The organism is Pseudomonas alcaligenes (genome assembly GCF_041729615.1).
GTDB classification, from domain to species: domain Bacteria; phylum Pseudomonadota; class Gammaproteobacteria; order Pseudomonadales; family Pseudomonadaceae; genus Aquipseudomonas; species Aquipseudomonas alcaligenes_B.
On record NZ_CP154874.1, the window covers coordinates 3,246,612 to 3,272,470 of the forward strand.

Consider the following 25,859-nt stretch of genomic DNA (forward strand, 5'->3'; position numbering starts at 1 on the left):
GCCTGCGTCATACTTCAGACTAGGGCGAGACTGGTGGTTAGCGCCATGCGAGGAGGATGCCATGCACATATTGCTGACCGGCGGTACGGGTCTGATCGGCCGCGCGCTGTGCCGGCACTGGCTGGCCGCGGGCCACAGCCTGACCGTGTGGAGCCGCAGGCCGGAGCAGGTGAGCCAACTCTGTGGCGCAGCGGTGCGTGGCATCGCGCGGCTGGAGGAATATGGCGACGCCCCCCTGGACGCCGTGATCAACCTGGCCGGCGCGCCGATCGCCGACCGCCACTGGACGCACAAGCGCAAGGCCCTGCTGTGGGCCAGCCGGATCAGCCTCACCGAACAGCTGCTGGCCTGGCTGGAGGCGCGCACGCAGCGCCCGCGGGTGCTGATCTCCGGCTCGGCCGTGGGCTGGTATGGCGATGGCGGCGAGCGCGAGCTGCACGAGAGCGATGCGCCGGTCTGTGAGGACTTCGCCGCCCAGCTGTGTGGCGCCTGGGAGGAGACCGCGCAGCGCGCCGAGGCCCTCGGCATCCGCGTGGTGCTGCTGCGCACCGGGCTGGTGCTGGCGCCTGATGGCGGCTTCCTCAAGCGCCTGCTGCTGCCGTTCCGCCTGGGCCTGGGCGGGCCGATCGGCAACGGCCGGCAGTGGATGCCGTGGATTCATCTGCAGGATGAAATTGGCCTGATCGATTTTCTCTTGCGGCGGGAGGGCGCCAGCGGTCCCTATAATGCCTGCGCGCCGCAGCCGGTGCGCAACCGCGACTTCGCCCGCGCCCTGGGCCGGGCCCTGCATAGCCCGGCCATCCTGCCGGTGCCGGCCCTGGCGCTCAAGCTGGGCCTGGGCGAGCTCTCCGAGCTGCTCCTGGGCGGGCAGAAGACCCTGCCGCAGCGCGCCCTGCAGGACGGCTACGCATTCCGCTTCACCGACATCGACTCGGCCCTGGCCGACATCCTCAAGGACAACGCATGACCGATCATGCCCTGCTGTTGCTCAACCTGGGTTCGCCGGCTTCCACCGAGGTGGCCGACGTGCGTCGCTACCTCAACCAGTTCCTCATGGACCCCTACGTGATCGACCTGCCCTGGCCGGTGCGGCGCCTGCTGGTGTCGCTGATCCTGCTCAAGCGCCCGGCGCAGTCGGCACACGCCTACGCCTCGATCTGGTGGGAGGAGGGCTCGCCGCTGGTGGTGCTCAGCCGCCGCCTGCAGCAGGCCATGGCGCCGCACTGGCCGCATGGCCCGGTGGAGCTGGCCATGCGCTATGGCGAACCGTCGATCGAGAAAGTTCTGGTCGGCCTGGCGGCCCGGGGCGTGAAGAAAGTCACCCTGGCCCCGCTCTATCCGCAGTTCGCCGACAGCACCACCACCACCGCGCTGCAGGAAGTGCGGCGGGTGGTGCGCGAGCGCGGCCTGGCCCTGCAATTCGCCGAGCTGGCGCCGTTCTACGCCCAGCCGGAGTACGTCGAGGCCCTGGTGGAGAGCGCCAAACCTTATATCGAGCAGGACTTCGACCACCTGCTGCTGAGCTTCCACGGCCTGCCGGAGCGCCACCTGCACAAGCTGGACCCCACCGGCCACTGCCTGAAAGGCGCCGATTGCTGCAAGAACGCCTCGCCGCAGGTGCTCGCCAACTGCTATCGCGCCCAGTGCCTGCGCAGCGCCGAACTGTTCGCCGAGCGCGCCGGGCTGCCGGCCGGCAAGTGGTCGGTGGCCTTCCAGTCGCGCCTGGGCCGCGCCAAGTGGATCGAGCCCTACACCGAGGCGCGCCTCGACGAGCTGGCCAAGGCCGGGGTGAAGAAGCTGCTGGTGATGTGCCCGGCCTTCGTCGCCGACTGCATCGAGACCCTGGAGGAAATCGGCGACCGCGGCCGCGAGCAGTTCCGCGAGGCGGGCGGCGAGGATTTGGTGCTGGTGCCCTGCCTGAACGACCACCCGCAGTGGGTGCAGGCGCTCAAGGTGCTGTGCGAGCGGGCGCCGCAGCAGCTGTGAAGACAACGTGGCTGCGGCCCCGTTCGCATGAGTGGCGCAGCCGTCAGGCCGGGAAGTGCAGGCGGAAGGTGGTGCCGTCGCCATCGCTGCTGACGCTGACCTGACCACCGTGCGCCTGCATGATCGAACGCACGATCGCCAGGCCCAGGCCGCCGGAGTCGCCCGGCTGATGGCGTGAAGGGTCGCAGCGGTAGAAGCGCTCGAACAGGTGCGGCAGGTGCTGTGCGCCGATCGGCTCGCCGAGGTTGTGCACGCTGAGAGTCACGCCCGTGGTCGTGTGGGTGCTGCCGAGGGTCACGCGGCTGTGTGGCGTGGCATGGCGCAGGGCATTGGCCAGCAGGTTGGCCAGGGCGCGGCGCAGCAGTTGCGGTTCGGCCGCGAGCTGTCCGCTGGCCAGGTTGAGCAGGGTGATGTCGCGCTCCTGGGCCATGCCTTCGAAGTAGTCGCACAGCTGCTCGCCGAGCGCCTGCAGGTCGACCGTCTCGCGCTGGATCGCCGCCTTTGGCTGCTCGGTGCGGGCAAGGAACAGCATGCTGTCGATCATCCGCGCCAGGCGTTCATATTCCTCCTGATTGGATACCAGCAGGTTCTGGTAATCCTCCACCGAACGCGAGCGGCGCAGCGCCTGCTGGGTCTGGCCCATCAGATTGCTCAGCGGCGTGCGCATCTCGTGGGCCAGGTCCTCGGAGAAGCGCGAGAGCTGGGCAAAGCCCTGCTCCAGGCGATCGAGCATCTGGTTCAGCGCCTGGCTCAGGGCACTCAGCTCGCCGACCTCGGCAAAGCCTTGCAGGCGCAGGTGCAGGTGCTGCGTATCGATGCCGGCGGCCTGCCGGGCCAGCTGGCGCACCGGGCGCAGCCCGCGCTGGCTGACCAGGGCGCCGAGAGCGAAGGCCAGCAGCGCGCCGACGCCCAGCGCCAGGCCGATCTTCAGGCGATAGGCGGCGAGCATCTGCTCGCGCTCGCTGGCCAGCTTGCCGGCGATCAGCCGCAGCGCGCCGCCCGGGCGTGGCACATCGAGCCAGGCCAGGCGCAGGGTCGCAGCGCCCGGCGCATCGGCCAGCCTGGGCGCCGATGCCGGCGGCAGGTGCGGCAGGGGCAGGGCCGGCGGGTTCACCTCGATCAGTGGCCGGCCCTGGGCATCGACTATCCACAGCAGGTTGTCGCGGTTGCCCAGCATGTTCTCGTACAGCTGCGGACGGCGGCGCAGCGCCTCGATGCTGGCGGCGTCATCGAGCAGGGCCTGCATGCGCTGCAGGCGGCCGAGCAGGGCCTGGTCGTCGCGCCAGGCGATTTCGCGCTGCAGCGACTGATACAGGAAGAAGCCCAGGGCGCCGAGCAGCAGCACGCCGACCAGGGCGAACATCAGCGCCAGGCGCAGGCTCAGGGTGCGCGGCCAGAGCCTCACGGCTGCAGGTCCAGCAGGTAGCCGATGCCGCGCACGGTGTGGATCAGCTTGAGCGGGTAGGGATCGTCGACCTTGGCGCGCAGGCGGCGGATGGCCACGTCGACCACGTTGGTGTCGCTGTCGAAGTTCATCTGCCAGACATGCGAGGCGATCAGCGAGCGCGACAGCACTTCGCCCTGGCGGCTCAGCAGCAGATGCAGCAGGGCGAATTCCTTGTTGGTCAGGTTGAGCCGCTCGCCACTGCGGGTGACCTTGCGCTTGAGCAGGTCGAGCTGCAGGTCGGCGACCTCGAAGTGCTCGGTTTCCCGTGGCGGCCCCCGGCGCAGCAGGCTGCGCACGCGCGCCAGCAGCTCGGCGTAGGAGAAGGGCTTGATCAGATAGTCGTCGGCGCCCAGCTCCAGGCCGCGGACGCGGTCCTCGACGGCATCACGGGCGGTGAGGAACAGCACCGGGGTCTGCAGCTGGCGGCGGATGATCTGCAGCAGCTGCCAGCCATCGATGCCCGGCAGCATGACGTCGAGGATGATCAGGTCGAACACTTCCTCCTGCACCAGGTGCAGGCCGTCCAGGCCATTGCCGGCGACCTCTACCGCATAGCCGTCTTCGCTCAGGCCCTTGCGCAGGTAATCCGCCGTCTTCGCTTCGTCTTCAACCACCAGGATACGCATGCCGACCTCCACTGCAGACGCATAGCCTAGGTCGATCCGCGCTTCTCTCCCATTACAAATTGGTAATCCGCCGGCAATCGGTCTGTGCGGAAGGACTGGGCAAGATGCCCGCCACTGGCTCAGCCGAGCCTTATCCGGGAGAACCGCATGACCATCCGAACCCCTACCGCACTGTCGCTGCTCGCCCTGGCCCTGGCGGCGAGCCCGGCCTGGGCCGAGATCCCGGCGGTGGCGCAGCGCGCCGATGTCAGCCTGGCCCTGGCCAACCAGCTGCTCGATGCCACCCTGGCCGCCTGCCATGCCGAAGGCCGCACTGCCGTGGCGGCTGTCGTCGACCGTGGCGGCAACCTGGTGGCAGTGCAGCGCGACAACAACGTCGGCCCGCACAACACCCTGGCTGCCCAGCGCAAGGCCTTCACCGCGCTGTCGACCAAGACCGCCACCGGCCTGCTGGCCGAGCGTGCACGCAGCACCCCCGACGCGGAAAACCTCAACACCCTCGATGAACTGCTGCTGCTCGGCGGCGGCGTGCCGCTGAAGGTGGCCGACCAGGTGATCGGCGCCATCGGCGTGGCCGGTGCCGGCGGCGCGCAATTCGACGAAGGCTGCGCGTTGCAGGCCATCGCCCAGGTTCTACCCACCCAACCCTGAACTGGAGATCCACCATGAAGATGCTGAAAAAACTGCTGCTCGGCAGCGCCCTGAGCGGCCTGTCCACCCTCGTCCTGGCTGCCGGTAACCCACTTAGCGTGCACGTCCTCAACCTGCAGGACGGCCTGCCGTCGCCGGGGGTCGAGGTCAGCCTGGAGAAGCTCGATGGCGAGCGCTGGAACAAGCTGAACGAGGGCACGACCAACGAGCAGGGCCGCATCACCGCGCTCTATCCCGAGGGCAAGAAGCTGGAAAGTGGCACCTATCGCGTCACCTTCGAAACCGGCGCCTGGTTCAAGCAGCACGCCACCGCGACCTTCTTCCCGGAAGTGCCGGTGATCTTCGAGGTCGACGGCAGCGTGGCGCACTACCACATCCCGCTGCTGCTGAGCCCGTACGGCTTCTCCACCTACCGCGGCAACTGAGTACCGCAGAAACGAAAACGCAGGCCGAAGCCTGCGTTTTCGCGTTTGCCGCACGGGGCTCAGAGCACCTCGAACAGCCCTGCCGCACCCATGCCGCCGCCGACGCACATGGTGATCACCACGTACTTCACGCCGCGCCGCTTACCTTCCAGCAGGGCGTGGCCGACCATGCGCGCGCCGCTCATGCCGTAGGGGTGGCCGATGGAGATGGCGCCGCCGTTGACGTTGAGCTTGGCCGGGTCGATGCCGAGCTTCTGCGCGCTGTACAGCACCTGGCAGGCGAAGGCTTCGTTGAGTTCCCACAGGCCGATGTCGTCGACGCTCAGGCCGTGCTGCTTGAGCAGCTTGGGTACGGCGAATACCGGGCCGATGCCCATTTCTTCAGGGGCCAGGCCGGCCACGGCGATACCGCGGTACAGGCCCAGCGGCTGGATGCCGCGCTGGGCGGCCAGGGCGCCGCTCATCAGCACGCTGGCGCTGGCGCCGTCGGACAGCTGGCTGGCGTTGCCGGCGGTGATGCAGCCGCCTTCGATGACCGGCTTGAGCTTGGTCAGGTCGTCCAGCACGGTCTGCGGGCGGTTGCCTTCGTCCAGGCTGAGGGTGACGTCTTCGAAGCTGACCGCGCCGGTTTCTTTATCTACCAGTTTCTTGCGTGCTGTGACCGGGACGATTTCATTGGCAAACAGGCCGGCGGCCTGGGCTGCGGCGGTGCGCTGCTGCGATTGCAGGGAGTAGGCGTCCTGCGCTTCGCGGCTGATGCCGTAGCGCTTGGCCACCAGCTCGGCGGTCTGCAGCATCGGCATGTAGGCGTGCTCGGCCATCTTGATGACGTTGGCGTCGGCTTCGGCAACGGTCCACTTCATATGGGTGTTCTGCACCAGGCTGATCTGCTCCTGGCCGGCGCCGACGGTAACGGCCATGCCGTCGACCATGATCTGCTTGGCGGCAATGGAAATCGCCATCAGGCCGGAGGCGCACTGGCGGTCGATGGTCTGGCCGCTGACCGACAGCGGCAGGCCGGCGGCCAGCAGCGACAGGCGGCCGAGGTTGGTCGAGGCGGTGCCGCCCTGCATGGCGGTGCCCATCACCACGTCCTCGATCTCGCCCGGCTCGATGCCGGCACGCTCGACGGCGGTGCGCAGGGCGACGGCGGCCATGGACGGCGACTTGAGGTCGTTGAAGGCGCCGCGGAAGGCCTTGGCGATCGGCGTGCGGGCGGTGGAGATGATGACGGCGTCTTGCATGGCGGAATCCTCTGTTATGGCTGTTATCAGTCGCGCAGCAGGCGGGCGAGCGCCGTGCGCAGGTTCTCGGGGATGCTGACCGGCCGGTTACTGGCGCGGTCGACGAACACGTGGACGAAGCGCCCGGCGGCGCAGGCTTCGTCTTCGCCCTGTTTGAAAATGGCCAGCTCGTACTGCACCGAGCTGTTGCCCAGCTTGCCGACCCGCAGGCCGACCTCGATGCGCTCGGGGAAGGCGATGGAGGCGAAGTAGTCGCAGGACGAGCTGACCACGAAGCCGATCACCTCGCCCTCGTGGATATCCAGGCCGCCGACCTCGATCAGGTAGGTGTTCACCGCGCTGTCGAAGAAGCCGTAGTAGACGACGTTGTTGACGTGGCCGTAGAGGTCGTTGTCGTGCCAGCGGGTGGTGATCGGCTGGAAGTGGACGTAGTCGCTGCGCAGGTGTTCGGGCTGGCTCATGGGACGGTTCTCGTCGTGCTTGCGTACCAGCCTAGGGCCTGGGTGGTGCGCGGGGTAGTTAGATTCGTGGGCTGTATTTCGGCCTATTGGCCAGTCGTAGCCCGGATGTAATCCGGGGGCGGAGTGGCGGGCTTCCCGGATTGCATCCGGGCTACCGTGGGTGTTGTTCTTGGTGATTGCGAGGGTCTTTCCCTCTCCCTCTCCCCCGGCCCCTCTCCCGTGAACGGGAGAGGGGAGGCAAGCCTTGTACGGCTTGATCACTGCACAGGACTGCCCCCTCTCCCATTTATGGGAGAGGGGAGGGGCGGCCCGCGTAAGGGAGAGGGGCATTAATACGCCGCCTGGTAGATCGCCAGCGCATCCGCCTCGCTGACCTCGCGCGGGTTATTCACCAGCAGGCGCTGCTGCAGCATCGCGTCGCGGGCCAGGGTCGGCAGCATGGCTTCCGGGACGCCGGCGTCGCGCAGGCGGCTGGGCAGGCCGCAGCGCTCGTTCAGCGCCGCCAGCTCGTTGATGAACTCGGCGCAGCGCTGCTCGGCGCTGCCCTCTCTGAAGCGCTCGCCGAGCAGCAGCGGCGCCAGCTCGGCGTACAGCGGCGTGGCGGCGGGGGCGTTGAAGCGCAGCACCTGCGGTAGCACCAGGGCGTTGGAGAGACCATGGGGAATATGGAAGTGCCCGCCCAGCGGATAGGCCAGGGCGTGCACCGCCGCCACCGGCGCGTTGGCGAACGCCTGGCCGGCCAGGCAGGCGCCTAGCAGCATGGCCTGGCGTGCCTCGCGGTTGTGCCCGTTGTGCACCGCCTCATCCAGATTGGCGGCGAGCAGGCGCAAGGCCTCGCGGGCCAGCAGGTCGGACAGCGGGTTCTTCTTGATCTTGCTGGTGTAGGCCTCGATGGCGTGGACCATGGCGTCGATGCCGGTGGCGGCGGTCACCGCCGGCGGCAGGCCGAGGGTCAGCTCGGCGTCGAGAAGCGCCAGGTCCGGCAGCAGCAGCGGCGAGACCACGCCCATCTTGGTGGTTTCACCGGTGGTGACGATGGAGATCGGCGTCACCTCCGAGCCGGTGCCGGCGGTGGTCGGCACCTGGATCAGTGGCAGGCGCTGGCCGCGGGCATTGCCCACGCCGTAGATGTCCTTGAGCGCCTGCTGGCAGTTGGGATGGGCGAGCAGGGCGACCAGCTTGGCCACGTCCATCGAACTGCCGCCGCCGAAACCGACCACCAGGTCGGCGCCCAGCGCACGGGCCCGCTCCACGGCGTTGAGTACGATGGCCTCGGGCGGGTCGGCGATCACCTGGTCGAACACCTCCACGGCCAGGCCGGCAGTGGTGAAACCGGGCAGCACGCCGTCGAGCAGGCCGAAACGGGTGATGCCGGGGTCGGTCACCAGCATCACGCGCTTAGCGCCGCGCTCGCGGCACAGTTCGGCGAGGCGCGTGGCGGCGCCGGATTCGCAGAGGATCTGCGCAGTGGTGGCGAAGCTGAAGGGTTGCATGGCGAATCCTCCTGACGATCAGGGCTGCGCCGGCGCGGGGCGCTGGCGGGCGAAGAAGTCCCAGATGGCCTGTGGGCCGTCGAAACCGGAGAGGGTCGGGCCGAGCAGGCGCGGCGCGCGGAAGCCGGCCTGGGGCAGCAGGTGGCCGCCGCCGATCACGGCGAACAGGACGACCTCGGCGCGCTCGGCGGCCTGCCAGCGGTCGAGCTCGACGCGCTGCGCCGGGTTGTCGCCGTTCTGCCACAGATTCTCGCGCTGCATCTCGGCGGCCACGTAACCGGCGCGCTCGGCGAAGAACAGCGCCGAGGCATAGGACGAGCGCACGTGACCGCGATCACCGAAGCCGAACAGGGTGACGCGGCCGCCGTTGTAGGGGTTGATCGGGTCGCGGGTGCCGTTCATCAGCAGCACCGGCGTGGCGCCGGCCACGGCCTGGCAGGCCAGGTTGTCGGGCGTCGGCAGGCTGGCCGCCACGGCGGCGACGCCGGCCAGCAGGTTCGGGCGCTCCAGGGCAATACGCAGACCCAGGTGGCCGCCGTTGGAATAGCCGGCGAGGAAGGCGCGCCGCGGGTCGGCGCCGTGCTGCGCGGCGAAGCGCTGGATGAGCGCGGCGATCAGGCCGACGTCATCGACGTTCTGTTGGCGTGCGGGGTAGTCGGCCACGGCGCGGCAGTCGTTCCAGTTGCGCTCATAGCCCTGTGGATAGACGAGGATAAAGCCATGCTCGTCGGCCAGGCGCTCGAACTGGTAGGCGCTGAAGGTGCGCATGTCGTCGAGGGTCTGCAGCGAACCGTGCAGCACGAACAGCAGCGTTGCCTTGGCTTGCAGCTTGGCGGGGAGGTAGTAGGCGTAGTCGCGCTGGCGGTCGCCGACCGCGATCTGCGCGCGTTGCAGGCTGGCGCTCAGGGTCGGTGTAGTCGGTGGCGGGGCATACAGGAAATAGCCGTACAGGCCGGCCAGGATCAGGGCCAGCACCGGCAGGATTTTCAGCACCCTTCTTGTTGTTTTCATCCGTGCCTCTTGGTTAGGGGGAGGGGCTGCGTGCGGGGCTGCCCGAGAATGAGCATCGGACAGCGCCGCACGCAGCGCCAATCAGAACGCGAAGCTCTCCTCCGGCATCGCCATCAGGCACGCCGCGCCGCCCAGCAGGGCCTCGCGGTGGCTGCTGGCGCGCGGCAGTACGCGGCGCAGATAGAACGCGGCGCTGTGCAGCTTGGCCTGGTAGAAGGCCGCCTCGCTGGTGCCAGCATCCAGTGCGCGCTGGGCGGCAGCGGCGGCCTGCAGCCAGAAACCGGCCAGCAACACATAGGCCGAGTACTGCAGGAAGTCCACCGAGGCGGCGCCGATTTCCTCGGCGTCGCGCTGGCTGCGGGCGAGCACCTCGGCGCTCAGCTCGCGCCACTCGCCCAGGCGTGCCTGCAGCGTGTGCGCCATCTCTGCCAGCGCCGGTTGGCTGGCCTGCGCGTCGCACAGCTCGCTGAATTCGCCGATCAGCGCGCTCAGTTCGGCGCCGCCGTCGCCGAGCAGCTTGCGGCGGATCAGGTCGAGCGCCTGGATGCCGTTGGTGCCCTCGTAGAGCTGGGTGATGCGGCTGTCGCGCATCAGCTGTTCCATGCCCCACTCGCGGATGAAGCCGTGGCCGCCGTAGACCTGCACCGCATGGCTGGCGACTTCCTGGCCCATGTCGGTGAAGAACGCCTTGACGATCGGGATCAGCAGCGCGGCGCGCCTGGCCGCGGCCTTGCGCGCGGCCGGCTCCTCGGCGCCGTGCTCCAGGTCGAGCTGGCGCGCGGTGTAGGCGGCGAGCATGCGGCAGCCTTCGACCAGGGTCTTCTGGGTCAGCAGCATGCGCCGCACGTCCGGATGATTGATGATCGGGTCGGCCGCCTTCTCGGGTGCGGCGGCGCCCTTCAGGCCGCGCGACTGCAGACGTTCGCGGGCATAGCGTAGGGCGCCCTGGAAGGCCGCCTCGCCGATGCCGAGGCCCTGCAGGCCGACCTGGAAGCGCGCGTCGTTCATCATGGTGAACATGCACGCCAGGCCCTGGTTGGCCTCGCCGACCAGCCAGCCGGTGGCGCCGTCGAAGTTCATCACGCAGGTGGAGGCGCCCTTGATGCCCATCTTGTGCTCGATGGCGCCGCAGCTCAGGGCATTGCGCGCGCCCAGCCCGCCCTCCGGCGTGGCGATGAACTTGGGCACCAGCAGCAGGCTGATGCCCTTGACCCCGGCCGGAGCGTCCGGCAGGCGCGCCAGCACCAGGTGGACGATGTTCTCGGACAGGTCCTGCTCGCCGCCGCTGATGAAGATCTTGTTGCCGGTGACCTTGTAGCTGCCGTCGGCCTGCGGCTCGGCGCGGGTGCGCAGCAGGGCCAGGTCGGTGCCGGCCTGGGGTTCGGTCAGGCACATGGTGCCGGTCCACTGGCCGCCGACCATCTTGGCCAGGTAGGCGTCCTTCAGTGGAGCGCTGCCGTGCTTGTCCAGCGCCAGCACCGCGCCCTCGGTGAGGCCGGAGTAGATGCGGAACGACAGCGAGGCGCCCATCAGCATCTCGTGGAAGGCGAAGCTGACCAGCTGCGGGAAGCCCTGGCCGCCGAAGTCCACCGGCCCGGTCATGCTCGCCCAGCCGTTGTCCACGTATTGCTTGTAGGCGGCGCGGAAGCCCTTGGGCGTGCTGACCTTGCCGTCGACCAGCTGGCAGCCTTCCTCGTCGCTGTTGCGGTTGAGCGGGGCAATCTCGTTGGCGGTGAAGGCCGCGGCCTCCTCCAGCACGCCGTCGATCAGCTCGCGGTCCAGGCCGTTGCCCAGGCGCGCGCAGTGGCCGGCGACGTCGAACAGTTCATGCAGGACGAAGCGCATATCGCGCAGTGGCGCTTGGTACGTCATGCGCGGCCCTCCTGGACATCGGCGAATTTCTTGCCGTCGGCCACCAGGTGGTCGATCAGGCCGGCCGGCTGCCAGTGGGCGCCGAAGCGCTCGGCCAGCTGCAGCAGGCGCTGGCGGATCTGCGCCACGCCCTGGGCGTCGGCCCAGGCCATCGGCCCGCCCTTGTCGGCGGGGAAGCCGTAGCCGTTGAGGTACACCAGGTCGATGTCGTGGGCGTTTGCGGCGATCTTTTCTTCAAGAATCTTCGCGCCTTCGTTGACCAGCGCCAGCAGGCAGCGTTCGAGGATTTCCTCCGGGCCGATGCGACGACGGGCGTAGCCGAGGCGCTCGCTCTCGCGCTGTACCAGGGCGTCCACTTGCGGGTCGTGCTCGGCCTGGCGGCTGCCCGGCGCGTAGAGGTAGTAGCCCTTGCCGGACTTCTGGCCGAAGCGGCCGAGTTCGCACAGACGGTTGTCGACCTGCACCTGGGCCACGTCCTGGCCCTTGCCGGCCAGCTCGCGGGCGCGCCATTCCAGGTCAATGCCGACCACGTCGTACATGCGGAACGGGCCCATGGCGAAGCCGAAGCCCTGCAGGGCGCTGTCGACCTGGTGCGGGTAGGCGCCTTCGAGCAGCAGGCTGCGCGCCTCGAACACATAGGTATGCAGCATGCGGTTGCCGATGAAACCGTCGCAGTTGCCGGCCACCACGCTGACCTTGCCGATGCGCTGGCCGAGGCCCAGGGCGGCGTCGAGCACGGCCGGCGCGGTCTTGGCGCCGCGCACGATCTCCAGCAGCTTCATGATGTGCGCCGGGCTGAAGAAGTGCAGGCCGAGCACCTCCTGCGGGCGCGCGGTGACGGCGGCGATGGCGTCGATATCGAGCGCCGAGGTGTTGCTGGCGAGGATCGCACCCTGCTTCACGGTCTTGTCGAGGGTGCGGAAGATTTCCTGCTTGAGCTCGAGGTTCTCGTAAACCGCCTCGATCACCAGATCGACCCCGGCCAGCTCGGCGTAGTCGGCCACCGCCTGGATGCGCGCGCGGCGCAGGCTGGCCTCGCCGGTGCTGATGCGACCCTTGGCGACGTGCTGGGCCCAGGTGTCCTCGGCCATCTGCAGGCCGGCTGTGACCATCTGCGGGTTGTTGTCCAGCCACAGCACCGGGATGCCGGCGTTGGCCAGGCTGATGACGATGCCGCGGCCCATGGTGCCGGCACCGATCACGGCGGCCTGTTCGATCTTGTAGTTGTTGCTCATAGCCCTACCTCGGTCACGTAAAACACAACTGACGCACCTTAAGTACGGCTGTACTATTTGGGAAATTTTGACTTGTGATAAGCAGAATTCTCCTCGTGAATATATTGACCTTCGACCTCAACCTGCTGCGGGTGCTCGATGCCCTGTTGCGCGAGCGCAACGTGTCGCGCGCCGCCGAGCGCCTGGCGTTGAGCCAGCCGGCCGTGAGCAACGCGCTGAACCGCCTGCGCGACCTGCTCGACGACCCGCTGCTGGTGCGTGTTGGCCGCGCCATGCAGCCGACGCCGCGGGCCCTGGAGCTGGAGGCGCCGATCCGCGCGGCGCTGCGGCAGATCGAGGAGAGCCTGGGCGAGGGCAGCCGCTTCGAGCCGGCACGTAGCCGCCAGCGTTTTCGCATCGCCCTCACCGACTACGCCGAGATGCTGCTGATGCCGCGCCTGCTGGCGCGCCTGGCCGAGCAGGCGCCGGGCGTGCGCATCGACGTGCAGCACCTGTCGCCACGGCTGCCGGCCGAGGCCCTGGAGAAGGGCGAGATCGACCTCGCCCTGGGCCGTTTCGAGGCGTTGCCGCCGCGCTTCGCCGGGGTGCGCTGGATGAGCGAGACCTTGCAGCTGGTGGCGCGACGCGACCACCCGCAGCTGCGGGCGGGGCTCGACCTGGAGACCTTCCTGGGCCTGCGCCACCTGTGGGTGCATGGCGGGCAGACCCGCGGCATGGTCGAGCAGTGGCTGGGCGAGCACGGCCTCGCCCGCGAGATCGTCTACACCACGCCCAACTACCTGCAGGCGGCGCACATCGCCGCCGGCGGCGACCTGGTGGCGGTGCTGCCGACGCGCCTGGCGCGCTACTTCGCCGGCCTGCTGCCGCTGCAGCTGTTCGACCTGCCGTTCGCCCTGGGGCCCTTCCACCTGGAGATCGTCAGCCTCGACCTGCGCCGCCGCGACCAGGCGCTGCAGTGGCTGGTCGCGCGCATCCGCGAAATCGGTCTGGAATAGGGCTTCCTATACTCAAGCCATCGCAACTGGAGGGATGGCTATGGGCAGGCGGTACTGGGGGCTGGCGCTGGCGTGGCTGTGTTCGCCGCTGGCGGCGGCGACTCTGGAGGTGCAGTTGCGCGATGACCAGGGCCGGCCGCTGAGCGAGGCGGTGCTGTGGATCGAGCCGGGACCCGTGCAGGCGTTGCCGCTCGCGGCCCATGTCGACCAGCGCAAGCGCCAGTTCGTGCCCTATATCCTCGCCGTACAGACCGGCACCCGGGTGAGCTTCCCCAACGCCGACCCGATCAATCACCACGTCTATTCCTTCTCCGCCGCCAAGCGCTTCGAGCTGCGCCTGCAGAAGAGCAGCGAGGCGCCGCAGGAGGTGCTGTTCGACAAGCCCGGACTGGTCACCCTGGGCTGCAACATCCACGACTGGATGCTCGGCTTCGTGCTGGTGCTGGACAGCCCCTGGTTCGCCCAGGCCGATGCCCGGGGGCTGGCGCGCATCGACTACATGCCCTCCGCCGGCCAGCGCCTGCACCTGTGGCACCCGCGCATCGCCGATGCCCCGGCGCAGCTGGTCCGCGCGCTGGACGGTGCAGGGCCGGTGAACTGGCAGCTGGTCGCGCCGCTCAGGCCAGACCCGCGGCCCAAGGAGCCCCAGGGGCGACCCAAGGGCAAGGGCGGCTACGCGCCATGAGCCTGCGCGGCAAGATCCTCGGTTTCTTCCTGCTGCTGCTGGTGGCGCTGATGCTGCTGCTGGCGCTACTGGTCTACCGCTCCACCTTCGGCCACAGCCTGCAGCAGGTGCAGGCGCAGCTGGGCTTCGCCCACCGCGTGCTGGCCAACGAGCTGCACAGCCGGCGCCAGGCGCAGAGCGCCATGGCCGAGCTGATCGCCAAGGACTTCACCCTGCTCGGCGAGATCGCCGACCTGGTGACCAGTCCGCAGCAGGAGGCGCAGTCGCTGTCCGCCGCGCTGGAGTCCTTCGCCTCGCGCAGCCAGGCCGGCTTCGCCCTGGTGCTGGCGCCGGACGGCCTGGTGCTGGCCGGCACCAGTACCGAGCTGGAGCCCGGCACGCGCCTGCCCTGGGCCGGGCTGCTGAACGCGGCCGAACCGGACAGCGCCGAGCGCCTGGTGGTGCTCGATGGTCGCGTGCTGCACATCAACCTGACGCCGATCTTCGCCCCGCGTCCCAACCTGATGGGCTGGCTGCTGATGGCCTTCGAGCTGGACGATGCGGCCGTCAGTCACCTGGCCGAGCTCAGCGGTGCCGACGTGGCGCTGCTCGACGGCGCGCCAGGCGCCTACCGGGTGCTGGCCAGCAACCTGGCCGACCTGCCGCGCGCCGAGCTGGGCGGCAGCCATTTGCCGGACAGCGCCGAGGTCTTCCGTTTTCCCCTGCAGGGCCTGGAACAGCTGGCCCTGCGTGCACCGCTGGCCGGTACCGATGGCGACCTGCAGGTGCTGCTGATGCGCTCGCTGTCCGCCGAACTGGCCCACTACCGGCCATTGCAGTGGCAGCTGGCGGGCATCTTCGCCGCCGCCCTGCTGCTGGCCGGGCTCGGCGCCCTGTGGATCGCCAACACGGTGAGCCGGCCACTGGCGCAGATGGTGGAGAACGTGCGGCGTATCGCCGGCGGCGACTACCAGGCCAGCGTGGCCAGCCAGGCCGGTGGCGAGGTCGGCCTGCTGGCCCGCGAGTTCGTCGCCATGCAGCGCGGCATCGCCGAGCGCGAGGCCACCATCGGCTTCCTCGCCTACCGCGACCCGCTGACCCAGCTGGCCAACCGCAACCGTTTCGCCGCCGAGCTGCAGCAGGCCCTGGCCCAATGCCCGGCGGGGGAGGGCGTGGCGGTGCTGCTGATGGACCTGGACAACTTCAAGGACCTCAACGACACCCTCGGCCACGAGGCCGGCGACCAGTTGCTGTGCCTGCTCGCGCGGCGCCTGCAGGAGTTGCTGCGCGAGGGCGAGCAGCTGGCGCGCCTCGGCGGGGACGAGTTCGCCGTGCTGCTGCCGCGCTGCCACCCGGGCGACCTGATACCGGCCGCCGAGCACTACCGCGGCGCCCTGCAGCAGCCCTTCGTGGTACGCGGCATCGGCATGACCCTCAACGCCACCCTCGGCATCGCCCTGCATCCGGACCATGGCGAGAGTGCCGGCAGCCTGCTGCAGCATGCCGAGGTGGCCATGTACTGGGGCAAGGCGCAGCACGCACCCTATGCGCTGTACCGCCCGGAGCTGGATCGTCACAGCCTGGTGCGCCTGGCGCTGATGAGCGAGCTAAAGGGCGCGGTGGAGCAGGGCCAGCTGAGCCTGTACTTCCAACCCAAGCTGGAGATTCGGGCGCGCCGCCTGCTCGGGGTGGAGTGCCTGGTGCGCTGGATTCATCCGGTGCACGGCTTCGTCCCCCCGGACGAGTTCATCCCCCTGGCCGAGCAGACCGGCAACGTCTGCGCGCTGACCCGCTGGGTGGTGCGTACCGCCCTGACGCAGAGCCGCGCCTGGCATGACCAGGGGCTGGACCTGAAGGTGGCGGTCAACGTCTCCGCGCTGGACCTGGCCGATCCCGGCTTCGCCGGCTATATCGCCACCCAGCTGGCCGAGCACGGCGTGCCGCCGGCCGGCCTGGTGGTGGAAATCACCGAGAGCGCGGTGATGGCCGACCCCGAACTGGCCATGGGCCAGCTGCAGCAGCTGTGCGAGCTCGGCGTGCGCCTGTCGATCGACGACTACGGTACCGGCTACTCCAGCATGGCCCAACTCAAGCGCCTGCCGGTGCACGAGCTGAAGATCGACAAGTCCTTCGTCCAGGACCTGCTGAGCAACCCGGACGACGACATCATCGTCCGCTCCACCGTCGAGCTGGGCCACAACATGGGGCTCAGAGTGGTGGCCGAGGGCGTGGAGACGGACGCCGTGCTGCAGCGCCTCGACCAGCTCGGCTGCGACATCGCCCAGGGCTACCTGCTGAGCAAGCCGCTGGCGCCGCAGGCCTTTGCCGACTGGCTGGCGCAGACCCACTGGGGCCTGCCGCGTCTCTAGGCTCCGGCGTTCGCCCCGACTTACAGCGGGGCTGCGAGCGGTTCGGCTGTCGCCGGCGAGGAGAACTGCAGGCAGCCATCCTCGAGGCGGGCGTAGCGCAGCAGGAGCAGGTCCAGCAGGTAGTTCTGGTACAGCTTCCAGGGCAGGCGGTCGCCCTGGCTCGGCAGCAGGTGGGCGGCGCGGCGGATGTAGCCGGACTGCAGGTCGAGGAAGGGCGTCGGGCGTACCCGGCCGCTGGGCTCGCGCGGGGTCACCTGGCGCATGCCGCTGGCCTCCATGTGGCGCAGCAGGCGGCACAGGTACTGGCAGGAGAGGTCGGCCTTGAGGGTCCAGCTGGCGTTGGTGTAGCCCAGTACCACGGCGGCATTGGGCAGGTCGCGCAGCATGATGCCGCGGTAGCCCATGCTCTGCGCGGCGTCGAAGGGCTGGCCGTCGACCGCCAGCTGCATGCCGCCGAACAGCTGCAGCTGCAGGCCGGTGGCGCTGACGATGGTGTCGGCGGTCAGCTCGCGGCCGGACTGCAGGCGGATGCCGCTGGCGGTGAGGCACTCGATCGGCTCGGTGACCATGTCCGCCTGGCCGCTGCGCAGCGCGGCGAACAGGTCGCCGTCCGGCACGGCGCAGACCCGCTCGTCCCAGGGCCGGTAGCGCGGGCTGAAGTGGCGCATGTCGAAGTCCGCGTCCAGCTGCCGCCGCACCAGGCCCAGCAGCAGGCGCCGCACCAGGCCGGGGAAGCGCCTGGCCAGCTTGTGGAAGAGCATCTGCAGGGCCACGTTGCGGGTGCGCGCGATGCGGTACACCCAGGTTTCCGGCAGCAGCTTGCGCAGCCCGGCGAGCAGGCGGTCGTGCTGCGGCAGGTTGATCACGTAGCTCGGCGAGCGCTGCAGCAGGGTCACCTGCGCGCCGCGTGCCGCCAGCGCCGGCACCAGGGTCACGGCGGTGGCGCCGCTGCCGATCACCACGATGCGCCGGCCGGCCGGGTCATAGTCCTGCGGCCAGTGCTGCGGGTGGATGAAGGTGCCCCTGTACTCCGCGCGCCCCGGGAAGTCCGGGGTGTAGCCGGCCTCATAGCGGTAGTAGCCGGTGCACAGCAGCAGGAAGCGGCAGCTCAGGCGCCGCGGCTCGGCCTCGTCGGCGCAGCGTACCTGCAGGGTCCAGGTGGCGCTGGCGCTGTCCCAGTCGGCGCGCAGCACCCGGTGGCGGTAGCGGATCAGCGCGTCGACGCCGTGTTCGCGGGCGGTGTCCGCGAGGTAGCGGCGGATCGCCGGGCCGTCGGCGATGGCCTGCGCATCGGTCCAGGGGCGGAAGCCGTAGCCCAGGGTGTACATGTCCGAGTCGGAGCGGATGCCTGGGTAGCGGAACAGGTCCCAGGTGCCGCCCAGCGCTTCGCGCCCCTCGAGGATGGCCAGGCGCTGGCCCGGCAGCTCGCGGCGCAGGTGGCAGGCGGCGCCGATGCCGGACAGGCCGGCGCCGACGATCAGGACATCCAGGTGTTCGATGGACATGCGTGCTCCTCGTGGCGTGGCGTCGGATCAGCCTAGCGCGCCGTTGATCCGGCGCAAGGCAGCCTCGGCTCCAGGGTCTAGGCTGATAGCCATGACTGTCCATCCGCAACAGGAGTTCGCCATGGCCAAAGCCAAGGACAAAAGCGTCAAGCCGCAGGTTGCTGCGCAGAAGCTCGGGCGCAAGGACTACGAGAAGGCCCTGGCGCAGCTGCACGTCGAGCTGGTCAAGCTGCAGCAGTGGGTGGTGGCCAGTGGGGCCAAGGTGGTGATCGTCTTCGAGGGGCGCGATGGCGCCGGCAAGGGCGGCACCATCAAGGCGCTCACCGAGCGGGTCAGCCCCAGGGTGTTCCGCGTGGTGGCGCTGCCGGCGCCGACCGAGCGGGAGAAGAGCCAGATGTATGTGCAGCGTTACCTGACGCAGATGCCGGCGGCCGGCGAGATCGTGATCTTCGACCGTAGCTGGTACAACCGCGCCGGCGTGGAGCGGGTCATGGGCTTCTGCAGCGAGGCGCAGGTGAAGAAGTTCCTCGCCCTGGCGCCGCTGTTCGAGCGCACCATGGTCGAGTCGGGGATCATCCTGCTCAAGTACTGGCTGGAGGTCAGCCCGGAAGAGCAGGAGCGGCGCCTGCACGCGCGCATCGATGACGGGCGCAAGGTGTGGAAGCTGTCGCCCATGGACATCAAGTCGTTCGACCGCTGGGACGACTACACCCGCGCCCGCGACGAGATGTTCGAGTCCACCGACACGCCCTGGGCGCCCTGGTTCGTCGCCCGCTCGGAGGACAAGAAACGGGTGCGCCTGAACCTGATCAGTCACCTGTTGCAGCAGATTCCCTACCAGCCGGTGGAGCAGCCCAGGGTCAAGCTGCCCAAGCGCAAGATCGGCAAGTACCAGCCGGCCAACTACCCGTTCAAATACATCGCCGAGCCCTTCTGAGCGAGGCCAAACCCGCGGTGGGATCGAACGCCGTCTTTCCCGTGAGCCATTGCCAGGCAGGCGCAGCGCGCCAAGGAGGCAGCCCATGGCAGAGCAGAAAGAGCGTCTGATCCTGCTGTTCGACGGTACCTGGAACGATCCGCAGGACCGCACCAACGTCTATCGCCTGTCGCGCTGCCTCGAGGATTTCGACGGCAAGCTGCGCCAGCGTTTCTTCTACGACCCCGGCGTGGGCACCACGCCGCTGACCCGCCTGGCCGGCGGGGCCTTCGGCAGCGGCCTGAGCCGCAACCTGCTGGAGGGTTACGACTGGCTGGTGCGGCGCTACCTGCAGGGCAGCGAGATATTCGTCTTCGGCTTCAGCCGTGGTGCCTACACCGCGCGCAGCCTGGTCGGCATGCTGCGCAAGTGCGGCCTGCTGCACACCTCGACGCCCGCGCTGCTGAAGCAGGCCGAGGCGCTCTATCGCAACAAGGCGGTGGCGCCTGACGACAGCCTGGCCTGTGGCTTCCGGCAGAAGTACAGCCGCGATGTGGAAGTGGCCCTGGTCGGCGTGTGGGACACGGTCGGCGCGCTCGGCGTACCGGGCACCCTGGTCTCGGAGCGCGGCCTGTATGCCTGGCACGACACCCAGCTGTCGAAGATCGTGCGCCGCGCCTACCACGCGATGGCCCTGGACGAATTTCGCGCGGCCTACGATGTGGCGCCGTGGACCGGCCAGCACAAGCCCGAGCAGCTGGAGGTGGAGCAGCGCTGGTTCATCGGCGCCCATGCCAACGTGGGCGGTGGTTACGAGCAGGACGCGCTGTGCGAACTGCCGCTGGCCTGGATGCTGCGCAAGGCCGCCGACGCCGGGCTCAGGCTGAAGCTGCCGCCGCTCGCCGAAGACGCCTGGATGGGGCGCCCGGCGGCGTCCTACGAGGACTTCATTGGGGGCGCTTATGCCGCCTGGCGCAGGGCCTGGCGCGGTGGCGACGGTCGTCACTACCGGCTGTTCGATCGGGACGACAGGGGCAACCGCGCGCTGGGGGTGACGGTCGATCCGTCGGTCTGGCGGCGCTGGCGAGAGGATGCGGGCTATCGCCCGCGGACCCTGACCGACGCCGGGGTGCAGCCGCCGCACGATGCCTGAGGCAGCGTGCGGCGCGTGCTCAGATTTCCGGATCGATCTGCGGGTGCTTGTGCCAGGCGCTGCCGCCGGGCAGCAGCAGGTTCAGCGCGAGGGCGGCGATGGCGCACAGAGAGATGCCGGAGAGGGCGAATTCCTGGCCGCCGATGACCATGCCGCCGATGCCGAACACTAGGGTCACCGAGACGATGATCAGGTTGCGCGCCTCGGACAGGTCGACCTGGTGGCGGTTCAGGGTGTTCAGGCCGACCACCGCGATGGAGCCGAACAGCAGGCAGAGGATGCCGCCCATCACCGGCACCGGGATGGCCTGCAGCGCCGCGCCGAACTTGCCGATGAAGGCCAGGGCGATGGCGAACACGGCGGCCCAGGTCATGATCTTCGGGTTGAAGTTCTTGGTCAGCATCACCGCGCCGGTCACCTCGGCGTAGGTGGTGTTGGGCGGGCCACCGAACAGGCCGGCGGCCGAGGTGGCCAGGCCGTCGCCGAGCAGGGTGCGGTGCAGGCCGGGCTTCTTGATGAAGTTGTTGCCGGTGACGCTGCCAATGGCCACCACCCCGCCGATATGCTCGATGGCCGGAGCCAGGGCCACCGGCACTATGTAGAGGATGGCGCCCCAGTGCAGTTCGGGGGCGACGAAGGCCGGCAGCGCCAGCCAGGGCGCGGCGGCGATGGCGTCGGTCTTGATCACGCCGAAGAAGGCGGCCAGCAGGCAGCCCACGGCGATGCCGGCGAGGATCGGCACCAGGCGCAGCAGACCCTTGCCGAGCACGGCCACCAGCAGGGTGGTGACCAGCGCCGGCATGGAGATCAGCATGGCGGTCTGGTAGGGCACCAGCTCCATGGCGCCGTCGCCGCTCTTGCCCATGGCCATGTTCACCGCCACCGGCGACAGGGCCAGGCCGATGGAGATGATCACCGGCGCGATCACCACCGGCGGCAGCAGGCGGTCGATGAAGCCGGCGCCACGCACCCGCACCAGCGCGCTGAGCAGCACGTAGACCAGGCCGGCGGCGACTATGCCGCCGAGCACCGCGGGCAGGCCGAACTGGCCCTTGGCGGCGATGATCGGCGCGATGAAGGCGAAGCTCGACGCCAGGAACACCGGCACCTGGCGGCCGGTGACCAGCTGGAACAGCAGGGTGCCGACGCCGGCGGTGAACAGCGCCACGTTGGGGTCCATGCCGGTGATCAGCGGCATCAGCACGAGGGCGCCGAAGGCCACGAAGAGCATCTGCGCGCCGGAGATCACCTGGCGCCAGAGGGGGTCGTTGAACTGCTGGGTCATGCTCAGGCGTCCTTCTGCTTGGTGCCAAAGATCTTGTCGCCGGCATCGCCCAGGCCGGGAATGATGTAGCCGTGTTCGTTGAGGCGCTGGTCGATCGAGGCGGTGTAGATCACCACGTCCGGGTGGGCGTCCTCGACCGCCTGGATGCCTTCCGGCGCGGCGACCAGCACCATGGCGCGGATCTCCTTGCAGCCGGCCTTCTTCAGCAGGTCGATGGTGGCGACCAGCGAGCCGCCGGTGGCCAGCATGGGGTCGACGATCAGCGCCAGGCGCTCGTCGATCTCCGGCGCCAGCTTCTCCAGGTAGGTGTGTGCCTGCAGGGTCTCCTCGTTGCGGGCGATGCCCACGGCGCTCACCTTGGCTCCGGGGATCAGGCTGAGCACGCCGTCGAGCATGCCGATGCCGGCGCGCAGGATCGGTACCACGGTGATCTTCTTGCCGGCGATCTTCTCCACCTGCACCGGCCCGGCCCAGCCCTGGATCTCGTAGCTTTCCAGCGGCAGGTCGTTGGTCGCCTCGTAGGTCAGCAGGGCGCCCACTTCCTGGGCCAGTTCGCGGAAATTCTTGGTACTGATGTCGGCGCGGCGCATCAGGCCGAGCTTGTGGCGGATCAGCGGGTGGCGGATCTCACGGATGGGCATGCGGAGTTCTCCGGGCGGGCAAAAATTCTGGCTAGAGTAAAGCACTGCTGATGCCAGATAGAAGCCGCGCAGTTTACCGATTCGCCTGAGCAAATGGTCAGAAAATACGCCGCCAGGCTTGCCCTCCAGCGCTCATCTGAGTAACTTTGCCGGCCATTTTTTATGACCTACCATCCTTGGCGGTCACCCTTCGGGCCGTCGCTGGCGCGACGTTAAAAATTGCTCCCGGCAATTTTTAACCAGCCCTCTTTCTACTTATCCGGAGTACGCCATGTCAGCCGATCTCGCCCATATCCGCCAAGTCATGGCCGAAGCCGATTGCCTGTTCACCGAGGCCCAGGTCGAGGCCGCCATCGAGCAGGTCGGCGCGACCATCAGCGCCGAGCTGGCCGAGAGCAATCCGGTGGTGTTCTGCGTGATGAACGGCGGTCTGATCTTCGCTGGCAAGCTGCTGCCCAAGCTGAACTTCCCGCTGGAACTGTCCTACCTGCACGCCACCCGCTACCGCAGCGAGACCACCGGCGGCGAGCTGTTCTGGAAGGCCAAGCCGGAAATCTCCTTCATCGACCGCGAAGTGCTGATCATCGACGACATCCTCGACGAGGGGCACACCCTGGCGGCCATCATCGAGTTCTGCAAGCACGCCGGCGCCCGCGCCGTGCACACCGCCGTGCTGATCGACAAGGATCACGACCGCAAGGCCCGCCCGGACCTCAAGGCCGACTACGTGGGCCTGTCCTGCGAGGATCGCTTCATCTTCGGCTATGGCATGGACTACAAGGGCTACTGGCGCAATGCCGCCGGCATCTACGCGGTGAAAGGCCTGTAAGTGCGTGCACCGGCCTTTCTCGACCGTACCCTGTTCGCCGAGCTGGCGGGCCAGGCCGGCCAGAGCCCGCGCCGGCGCGCCCACCACAACCTGCACGCGATGAGCGAGCCCTGCCATCGCCTGGCGGTGGGGCTGCAGCCGGACACCTATATCCCGCCCCATCGCCACCTGAGTGCCGACAAGGCCGAGACCCTGCTGGTGCTGCAGGGGCGCCTGGGCCTGCTGCTGTTCGGCGAGCAGGGCGAGCTGCAGCAGACCCGCCTGCTCGAAGCCGGCGGCGAATGCGTCGGGGTCGACCTGGCGCCCGGCCAGTTCCATGCCCTGGTGGTGCTGGAGGCGGATAGCATCCTCTTCGAATGCAAGGCTGGGCCCTACCGCCCGCTGGTCGAGGCCGAACAGGCGGCCTGGGCGCCGCGCGAGGGCGAGCCCGGCGTGGCCGAGTACCTGGCCTGGATGCGCGCACAGTTCTGAACGCCTGCTCTGAGACTGCTGCGCGCTGAAGCCGCAGGTAGCCCGGATGCAATCCGGGAAAGCAGGCGACTCCGCCCCCCGGAGTGCATCCGGGCTACGGGCTGGCCTCCAGCCAGTCCAGCGCCTTGGCCCGCGCCTGCGCCAGGTCACGGGCGAAGGCCAGCACTCCGGGCTCGCGGCGGATGCCGGCGCGACGCAGCTTCAGGCGCAGGTTGGCCGAGGCGCCGCTGAGCACCAGGCCGACCCCCTGCTGGCGGTAGTCGCGCAGCACATTCTCCAGCGCCGCCAGGGCGGTCATGTCCAGCAGCGGCACGGCGCTCATCTCCACCACCACCACCTTCACCCCGGGGTTGAAGCGGCGCAGCACGCTCAGCGCCTTCTCCGCCGCGCCGAAGAACAGCGGGCCGCGGATGCTGTAGGCCAGCACCCCGTCCGGCAGCTCGCCGAGCAGCGCCAGCTGCTGGCGCGGCAGCGGCTGGGCATCGGTCAGCTCGCTCATGCGCTTGATGAACAGGCCGGCGGCCAGCAGCAGGCCGACGCCGACGGCCAGCACCATGTCGAACAGCACGGTCAGCGCCAGGCAGGTCAGCAGCACCAGCACGTCGCTGCGCGGGGCGATGCGCAGGGTGTGCAGCACGTGGTGCGGCTCGCTCATGTTCCACGCCACCACCAGCAGCAGGGCGGCCAGCGAGGCCATCGGCAGGTAGCTGAACAGCGGCGCGAGCAGCAGCATGGCTAGCAGCACCACGCCGGCATGCACGATGGCCGCCAGTGGCGAATAGGCGCCGGCCCGCACGTTGGCCGCCGAGCGGGCGATGGCGGCGGTGGCGGTGATGCCGCCGAACAGCGGGGCGACCAGGTTGCCCAGACCCTGGCCGAGCAGCTCGCCGTTGGGGTCGTGCTTGCTGCCGGTCATGCCGTCGGCCACCACCGCGCACAGCAGCGACTCGATGGCGCCGAGCATGGCGATGGCGAAGGCCGGCGCCAGCAGCTGGCGGATCAGCTCGAAGGACAGCACCAATGGCTGGCCGTCCGGGCCCGGCAACTGCCAGGGCCAGGCGAAGGCTGGCAGGAAGGGCGGGATGCCCGGCTGGCTGACGCCGTCCAGGCTGTAGCTGAAGCGCTCGCCGAGGGTCGCCACCGGCAGGCCGGCGGCCTCCAGCAGCAACGCGGCCAGCACGCCGACCGCCAGCGCCACCAGGTGCCCCGGCACCCTGGGCACCAGGCGCGGCCAGAGCAGCAGGGTGGCCAGGCTGACGGCGGCGGTCAGGGCGTCGCCGGGGCGGAAGTCCGGCAGGGCCTGGCCGAGCAGGGCGAGCTGGTCGAGGAAGTGCTGCGGCGCACCGTCCAGGCGCAGGCCGAGCAGGTCCTTGATCTGCAGCACGGCGATGACGATGCCGATGCCGGCGGTGAAGCCCAGCGTCACCGGGTAGGGCACGAACTCGATCAGCCGGCCGGCGCGCAGCAGCCCCAGGGCGATCAGGATCAGCCCGGCCAGCATGCTGCACAGCAACAGGCCGCCGAGGCCGAACTGCTGGGTGATCGGCAGCAGGATGACGACGAAGGCGGCGGTGGGCCCGGAGATGTTGAAGCGCGAGCCGCCGCACAGGGCGATCAGCGGCGCGGCCACCAGCACGGTGTACAGGCCGTGCTGCGGCGCCACGCCGACGGCGATGGCCAGCGCCATGGCCAGCGGGATGGCGATGATGCCGACGGTGAGGCCGGCGGCAAGATCGCCGCGCAGGGCCTGCAGGGAATAGCCGGCGGCCAGGACCTGGCGCCAGGCGGCGAACAGCGGAGGTAGGCGCATCGCGGACTCCAGCAAAGACCCTGCACATTATAGGGATAGCGGCTGCGCGCTTGGCGAGCCCCGGCCTCTGCTTTAGTCGCGTTGAGTGGCGCACGGGGCAAGGGTAAACTGCCGGCCCCGTGATATCCGCTAGCTGGAGTGCGTGATGCGTAAAGACAAGAAACAGGTGATCGGCGAAGAGATCAGCGAGGATTCCATCAAGCTGTTCCTCACTGTCGAGCCGGCGGACGCCACGCCGCCGTCCCTGCACAAGCTGGTCAAGGCCTACCGTGGCCTGCGCATCGACGACTTCGAGCGTTTCCTGACCTTCTTCAAGGAAGCCGGCTACGACCTGGACGCCAAGGATGCCCAGGGCAACGACTTCATCGCCCTGATCGCCGACCAGCGCCTGGCCGAGCCCTATATCGAGGCGGTAAAAGCGGCGAAAGCCTGATTGGTCGTGGGAAAAGTGACCGTCCGACCGGGTTCGTGCATTTTTTGCGACTGAATTCGCGGCATTAGTGGTATTGTGCGCGCCGAAAACTCCCGAGCCGGCGCCCCGACTGGCCTGGCGTACCCCGTGGTGCGCCCCGCGAGGGCCGCAGCAGAGCGGCCGAGGCCCTGCCGGGAGGGTGAAGAATTGAACGCGCGGGCTGCTAACAGGCGGCGCGCGCCGGACGAGGTTGCCCGCGTCGATCAGGCCAAGTCAGCGGCCACGATGCGAGCCCTCCGAAGCTCCAGGCACCCGTCTGGCTGCCAGTGATTAGACGTCGATGCGCGGCTCAAAAGGC

The 25,859-nt window shown here is 69.1% G+C and carries 24 protein-coding genes; 12 read left to right on the plus strand and 12 right to left on the minus strand.

All coding sequences use genetic code 11. From position 1 onward, the window contains the following. Positions 1-61 precede the first annotated feature (61 nt). Both AAG092_RS15695 and hemH read left to right on the plus strand, forming a co-directional pair. A complete protein-coding gene (locus AAG092_RS15695) occupies positions 62-967 on the plus strand; it encodes a TIGR01777 family oxidoreductase (protein WP_373387374.1) in 906 nt (301 codons plus the stop codon). After that, entirely contained in the window at positions 964-1,986 is a 1,023-nt protein-coding gene (gene hemH, locus AAG092_RS15700; RefSeq protein WP_373387375.1) for a ferrochelatase, read from the plus strand. Before AAG092_RS15695 ends, hemH begins: the two co-directional genes overlap by 4 nt. A 43-nt stretch (positions 1,987-2,029) precedes the next feature. On the opposite strand, the gene AAG092_RS15705 is transcribed toward hemH, so the two are convergent. Beyond that, positions 2,030-3,391, minus strand: a complete 1,362-nt coding sequence (locus tag AAG092_RS15705) for a heavy metal sensor histidine kinase (RefSeq protein WP_373387376.1) — start codon at positions 3,389-3,391, stop codon at positions 2,030-2,032. Then, the gene (locus AAG092_RS15710; protein WP_373387377.1) at positions 3,388-4,059 is read right to left on the minus strand and encodes a heavy metal response regulator transcription factor; all 672 of its coding nucleotides are present in this window, start codon (positions 4,057-4,059) and stop codon (positions 3,388-3,390) included. The genes AAG092_RS15705 and AAG092_RS15710 overlap by 4 nt, the downstream gene beginning before the upstream one ends. A 147-nt stretch (positions 4,060-4,206) precedes the next feature. Between AAG092_RS15710 and AAG092_RS15715 the strand changes: the two genes are divergently transcribed. Then, positions 4,207-4,710: a heme-binding protein gene (locus AAG092_RS15715; RefSeq protein ID WP_373387378.1), complete on the plus strand. Its 504-nt coding sequence runs from the start codon at positions 4,207-4,209 to the stop codon at positions 4,708-4,710. A gap of 14 nt (positions 4,711-4,724) precedes the next feature. Next, positions 4,725-5,135 (plus strand): hydroxyisourate hydrolase, encoded by a 411-nt coding sequence (uraH, locus tag AAG092_RS15720; protein WP_373387379.1) that lies wholly within the window; start codon positions 4,725-4,727, stop codon positions 5,133-5,135. Between the two features lie 59 nt (positions 5,136-5,194). On the opposite strand, the gene AAG092_RS15725 is transcribed toward uraH, so the two are convergent. From AAG092_RS15725 to AAG092_RS15750, 6 genes are all read right to left on the minus strand, one after another. After that, a complete protein-coding gene (locus AAG092_RS15725; protein WP_373387380.1) occupies positions 5,195-6,379 on the minus strand; it encodes an acetyl-CoA C-acyltransferase in 1,185 nt (394 codons plus the stop codon). Between the two features lie 26 nt (positions 6,380-6,405). After that, positions 6,406-6,840, minus strand: a complete 435-nt coding sequence (locus AAG092_RS15730) for a thioesterase family protein (protein ID WP_280052903.1) — start codon at positions 6,838-6,840, stop codon at positions 6,406-6,408. A 329-nt stretch (positions 6,841-7,169) separates the two neighbouring features. Further along, positions 7,170-8,333 carry an iron-containing alcohol dehydrogenase gene (locus AAG092_RS15735; protein ID WP_373387381.1) on the minus strand — a complete coding sequence of 388 codons (1,164 nt, stop codon included), beginning with the start codon at positions 8,331-8,333 and terminating at the stop codon, positions 7,170-7,172. An 18-nt stretch (positions 8,334-8,351) separates the two neighbouring features. Continuing rightward, positions 8,352-9,344, minus strand: a complete 993-nt coding sequence (locus tag AAG092_RS15740) for a PHB depolymerase family esterase (protein ID WP_373387382.1) — start codon at positions 9,342-9,344, stop codon at positions 8,352-8,354. An 81-nt stretch (positions 9,345-9,425) separates the two neighbouring features. Then, on the minus strand, positions 9,426-11,216 hold the full coding sequence (locus AAG092_RS15745) for an acyl-CoA dehydrogenase C-terminal domain-containing protein (RefSeq protein ID WP_373387383.1): 1,791 nt from the start codon (positions 11,214-11,216) through the stop codon (positions 9,426-9,428). Continuing rightward, positions 11,213-12,451, minus strand: a complete 1,239-nt coding sequence (locus AAG092_RS15750) for a 3-hydroxyacyl-CoA dehydrogenase NAD-binding domain-containing protein (RefSeq protein ID WP_373387384.1) — start codon at positions 12,449-12,451, stop codon at positions 11,213-11,215. The genes AAG092_RS15745 and AAG092_RS15750 overlap by 4 nt, the downstream gene beginning before the upstream one ends. Positions 12,452-12,546: 95 nt before the next feature. Here AAG092_RS15750 and AAG092_RS15755 point away from each other — a divergent pair, with 95 nt between their 5' ends. The 3 genes from AAG092_RS15755 to AAG092_RS15765 are packed head-to-tail and all read left to right on the plus strand — an operon-like array spanning position 12,547 to position 16,479. After that, positions 12,547-13,446, plus strand: a complete 900-nt coding sequence (locus tag AAG092_RS15755; protein WP_373387385.1) for a LysR family transcriptional regulator — start codon at positions 12,547-12,549, stop codon at positions 13,444-13,446. 40 nt (positions 13,447-13,486) lie between these two features. Next, complete coding sequence (locus AAG092_RS15760; protein WP_373387387.1) at positions 13,487-14,131, plus strand: methylamine utilization protein; 645 nt, start codon at positions 13,487-13,489, stop codon at positions 14,129-14,131. Continuing rightward, complete coding sequence (locus AAG092_RS15765) at positions 14,128-16,479, plus strand: putative bifunctional diguanylate cyclase/phosphodiesterase (protein ID WP_373387388.1); 2,352 nt, start codon at positions 14,128-14,130, stop codon at positions 16,477-16,479. The genes AAG092_RS15760 and AAG092_RS15765 overlap by 4 nt, the downstream gene beginning before the upstream one ends. 20 nt (positions 16,480-16,499) lie before the next feature. On the opposite strand, the gene AAG092_RS15770 is transcribed toward AAG092_RS15765, so the two are convergent. Then, entirely contained in the window at positions 16,500-17,984 is a 1,485-nt protein-coding gene (locus AAG092_RS15770; protein ID WP_373387389.1) for a flavin-containing monooxygenase, read from the minus strand. A gap of 121 nt (positions 17,985-18,105) precedes the next feature. Between AAG092_RS15770 and ppk2 the strand changes: the two genes are divergently transcribed. Further along, on the plus strand, positions 18,106-18,921 hold the full coding sequence (gene ppk2 / locus AAG092_RS15775) for a polyphosphate kinase 2 (RefSeq protein WP_373387390.1): 816 nt from the start codon (positions 18,106-18,108) through the stop codon (positions 18,919-18,921). A gap of 85 nt (positions 18,922-19,006) precedes the next feature. Beyond that, positions 19,007-20,053: a DUF2235 domain-containing protein gene (locus tag AAG092_RS15780; RefSeq protein ID WP_373387391.1), complete on the plus strand. Its 1,047-nt coding sequence runs from the start codon at positions 19,007-19,009 to the stop codon at positions 20,051-20,053. A 19-nt stretch (positions 20,054-20,072) separates the two neighbouring features. Here AAG092_RS15780 and AAG092_RS15785 read toward each other — a convergent pair whose 3' ends face one another. Next, positions 20,073-21,338 carry a uracil-xanthine permease family protein gene (locus AAG092_RS15785; RefSeq protein ID WP_373387392.1) on the minus strand — a complete coding sequence of 422 codons (1,266 nt, stop codon included), beginning with the start codon at positions 21,336-21,338 and terminating at the stop codon, positions 20,073-20,075. A 2-nt stretch (positions 21,339-21,340) separates the two neighbouring features. Continuing rightward, positions 21,341-21,979 carry a uracil phosphoribosyltransferase gene (gene upp, locus AAG092_RS15790; protein ID WP_373387394.1) on the minus strand — a complete coding sequence of 213 codons (639 nt, stop codon included), beginning with the start codon at positions 21,977-21,979 and terminating at the stop codon, positions 21,341-21,343. Positions 21,980-22,250: 271 nt separating this feature from the next. Between upp and AAG092_RS15795 the strand changes: the two genes are divergently transcribed. Beyond that, positions 22,251-22,808 carry a hypoxanthine-guanine phosphoribosyltransferase gene (locus tag AAG092_RS15795; protein ID WP_110681496.1) on the plus strand — a complete coding sequence of 186 codons (558 nt, stop codon included), beginning with the start codon at positions 22,251-22,253 and terminating at the stop codon, positions 22,806-22,808. Beyond that, positions 22,809-23,279 (plus strand): WbuC family cupin fold metalloprotein, encoded by a 471-nt coding sequence (locus AAG092_RS15800; protein ID WP_373387395.1) that lies wholly within the window; start codon positions 22,809-22,811, stop codon positions 23,277-23,279. Between the two features lie 94 nt (positions 23,280-23,373). On the opposite strand, the gene dauA is transcribed toward AAG092_RS15800, so the two are convergent. After that, complete coding sequence (dauA, locus tag AAG092_RS15805; RefSeq protein ID WP_373387397.1) at positions 23,374-25,089, minus strand: C4-dicarboxylic acid transporter DauA; 1,716 nt, start codon at positions 25,087-25,089, stop codon at positions 23,374-23,376. Positions 25,090-25,234: 145 nt separating this feature from the next. Between dauA and AAG092_RS15810 the strand changes: the two genes are divergently transcribed. Beyond that, on the plus strand, positions 25,235-25,522 hold the full coding sequence (locus AAG092_RS15810; RefSeq protein ID WP_373387398.1) for a PA4642 family protein: 288 nt from the start codon (positions 25,235-25,237) through the stop codon (positions 25,520-25,522). Positions 25,523-25,859: the final 337 nt, after the last annotated feature.

Excerpts from the sequence above, each read along its gene's own strand:
- AAG092_RS15695 (WP_373387374.1), top strand. The coding sequence starts at position 62 with ATGCACATATTGCTGACCGGCGGTACGGGTCTGATCGGCCGCGCGCTG.
- hemH (WP_373387375.1), top strand. The coding sequence starts at position 964 with ATGACCGATCATGCCCTGCTGTTGCTCAACCTGGGTTCGCCGGCTTCC.
- AAG092_RS15710 (WP_373387377.1), bottom strand. The coding sequence starts at position 4,059 with ATGCGTATCCTGGTGGTTGAAGACGAAGCGAAGACGGCGGATTACCTG.
- AAG092_RS15715 (WP_373387378.1), top strand. The coding sequence starts at position 4,207 with ATGACCATCCGAACCCCTACCGCACTGTCGCTGCTCGCCCTGGCCCTG.
- uraH (WP_373387379.1), top strand. The coding sequence starts at position 4,725 with ATGAAGATGCTGAAAAAACTGCTGCTCGGCAGCGCCCTGAGCGGCCTG.
- AAG092_RS15725 (WP_373387380.1), bottom strand. The coding sequence starts at position 6,379 with ATGCAAGACGCCGTCATCATCTCCACCGCCCGCACGCCGATCGCCAAG.
- AAG092_RS15730 (WP_280052903.1), bottom strand. The coding sequence starts at position 6,840 with ATGAGCCAGCCCGAACACCTGCGCAGCGACTACGTCCACTTCCAGCCG.
- AAG092_RS15735 (WP_373387381.1), bottom strand. The coding sequence starts at position 8,333 with ATGCAACCCTTCAGCTTCGCCACCACTGCGCAGATCCTCTGCGAATCC.
- AAG092_RS15740 (WP_373387382.1), bottom strand. The coding sequence starts at position 9,344 with ATGAAAACAACAAGAAGGGTGCTGAAAATCCTGCCGGTGCTGGCCCTG.
- AAG092_RS15745 (WP_373387383.1), bottom strand. The coding sequence starts at position 11,216 with ATGACGTACCAAGCGCCACTGCGCGATATGCGCTTCGTCCTGCATGAA.
- AAG092_RS15750 (WP_373387384.1), bottom strand. The coding sequence starts at position 12,451 with ATGAGCAACAACTACAAGATCGAACAGGCCGCCGTGATCGGTGCCGGC.
- AAG092_RS15760 (WP_373387387.1), top strand. The coding sequence starts at position 13,487 with ATGGGCAGGCGGTACTGGGGGCTGGCGCTGGCGTGGCTGTGTTCGCCG.
- AAG092_RS15765 (WP_373387388.1), top strand. The coding sequence starts at position 14,128 with ATGAGCCTGCGCGGCAAGATCCTCGGTTTCTTCCTGCTGCTGCTGGTG.
- AAG092_RS15770 (WP_373387389.1), bottom strand. The coding sequence starts at position 17,984 with ATGTCCATCGAACACCTGGATGTCCTGATCGTCGGCGCCGGCCTGTCC.
- ppk2 (WP_373387390.1), top strand. The coding sequence starts at position 18,106 with ATGGCCAAAGCCAAGGACAAAAGCGTCAAGCCGCAGGTTGCTGCGCAG.
- AAG092_RS15780 (WP_373387391.1), top strand. The coding sequence starts at position 19,007 with ATGGCAGAGCAGAAAGAGCGTCTGATCCTGCTGTTCGACGGTACCTGG.
- AAG092_RS15785 (WP_373387392.1), bottom strand. The coding sequence starts at position 21,338 with ATGACCCAGCAGTTCAACGACCCCCTCTGGCGCCAGGTGATCTCCGGC.
- upp (WP_373387394.1), bottom strand. The coding sequence starts at position 21,979 with ATGCCCATCCGTGAGATCCGCCACCCGCTGATCCGCCACAAGCTCGGC.
- AAG092_RS15795 (WP_110681496.1), top strand. The coding sequence starts at position 22,251 with ATGTCAGCCGATCTCGCCCATATCCGCCAAGTCATGGCCGAAGCCGAT.
- dauA (WP_373387397.1), bottom strand. The coding sequence starts at position 25,089 with ATGCGCCTACCTCCGCTGTTCGCCGCCTGGCGCCAGGTCCTGGCCGCC.
- AAG092_RS15810 (WP_373387398.1), top strand. The coding sequence starts at position 25,235 with ATGCGTAAAGACAAGAAACAGGTGATCGGCGAAGAGATCAGCGAGGAT.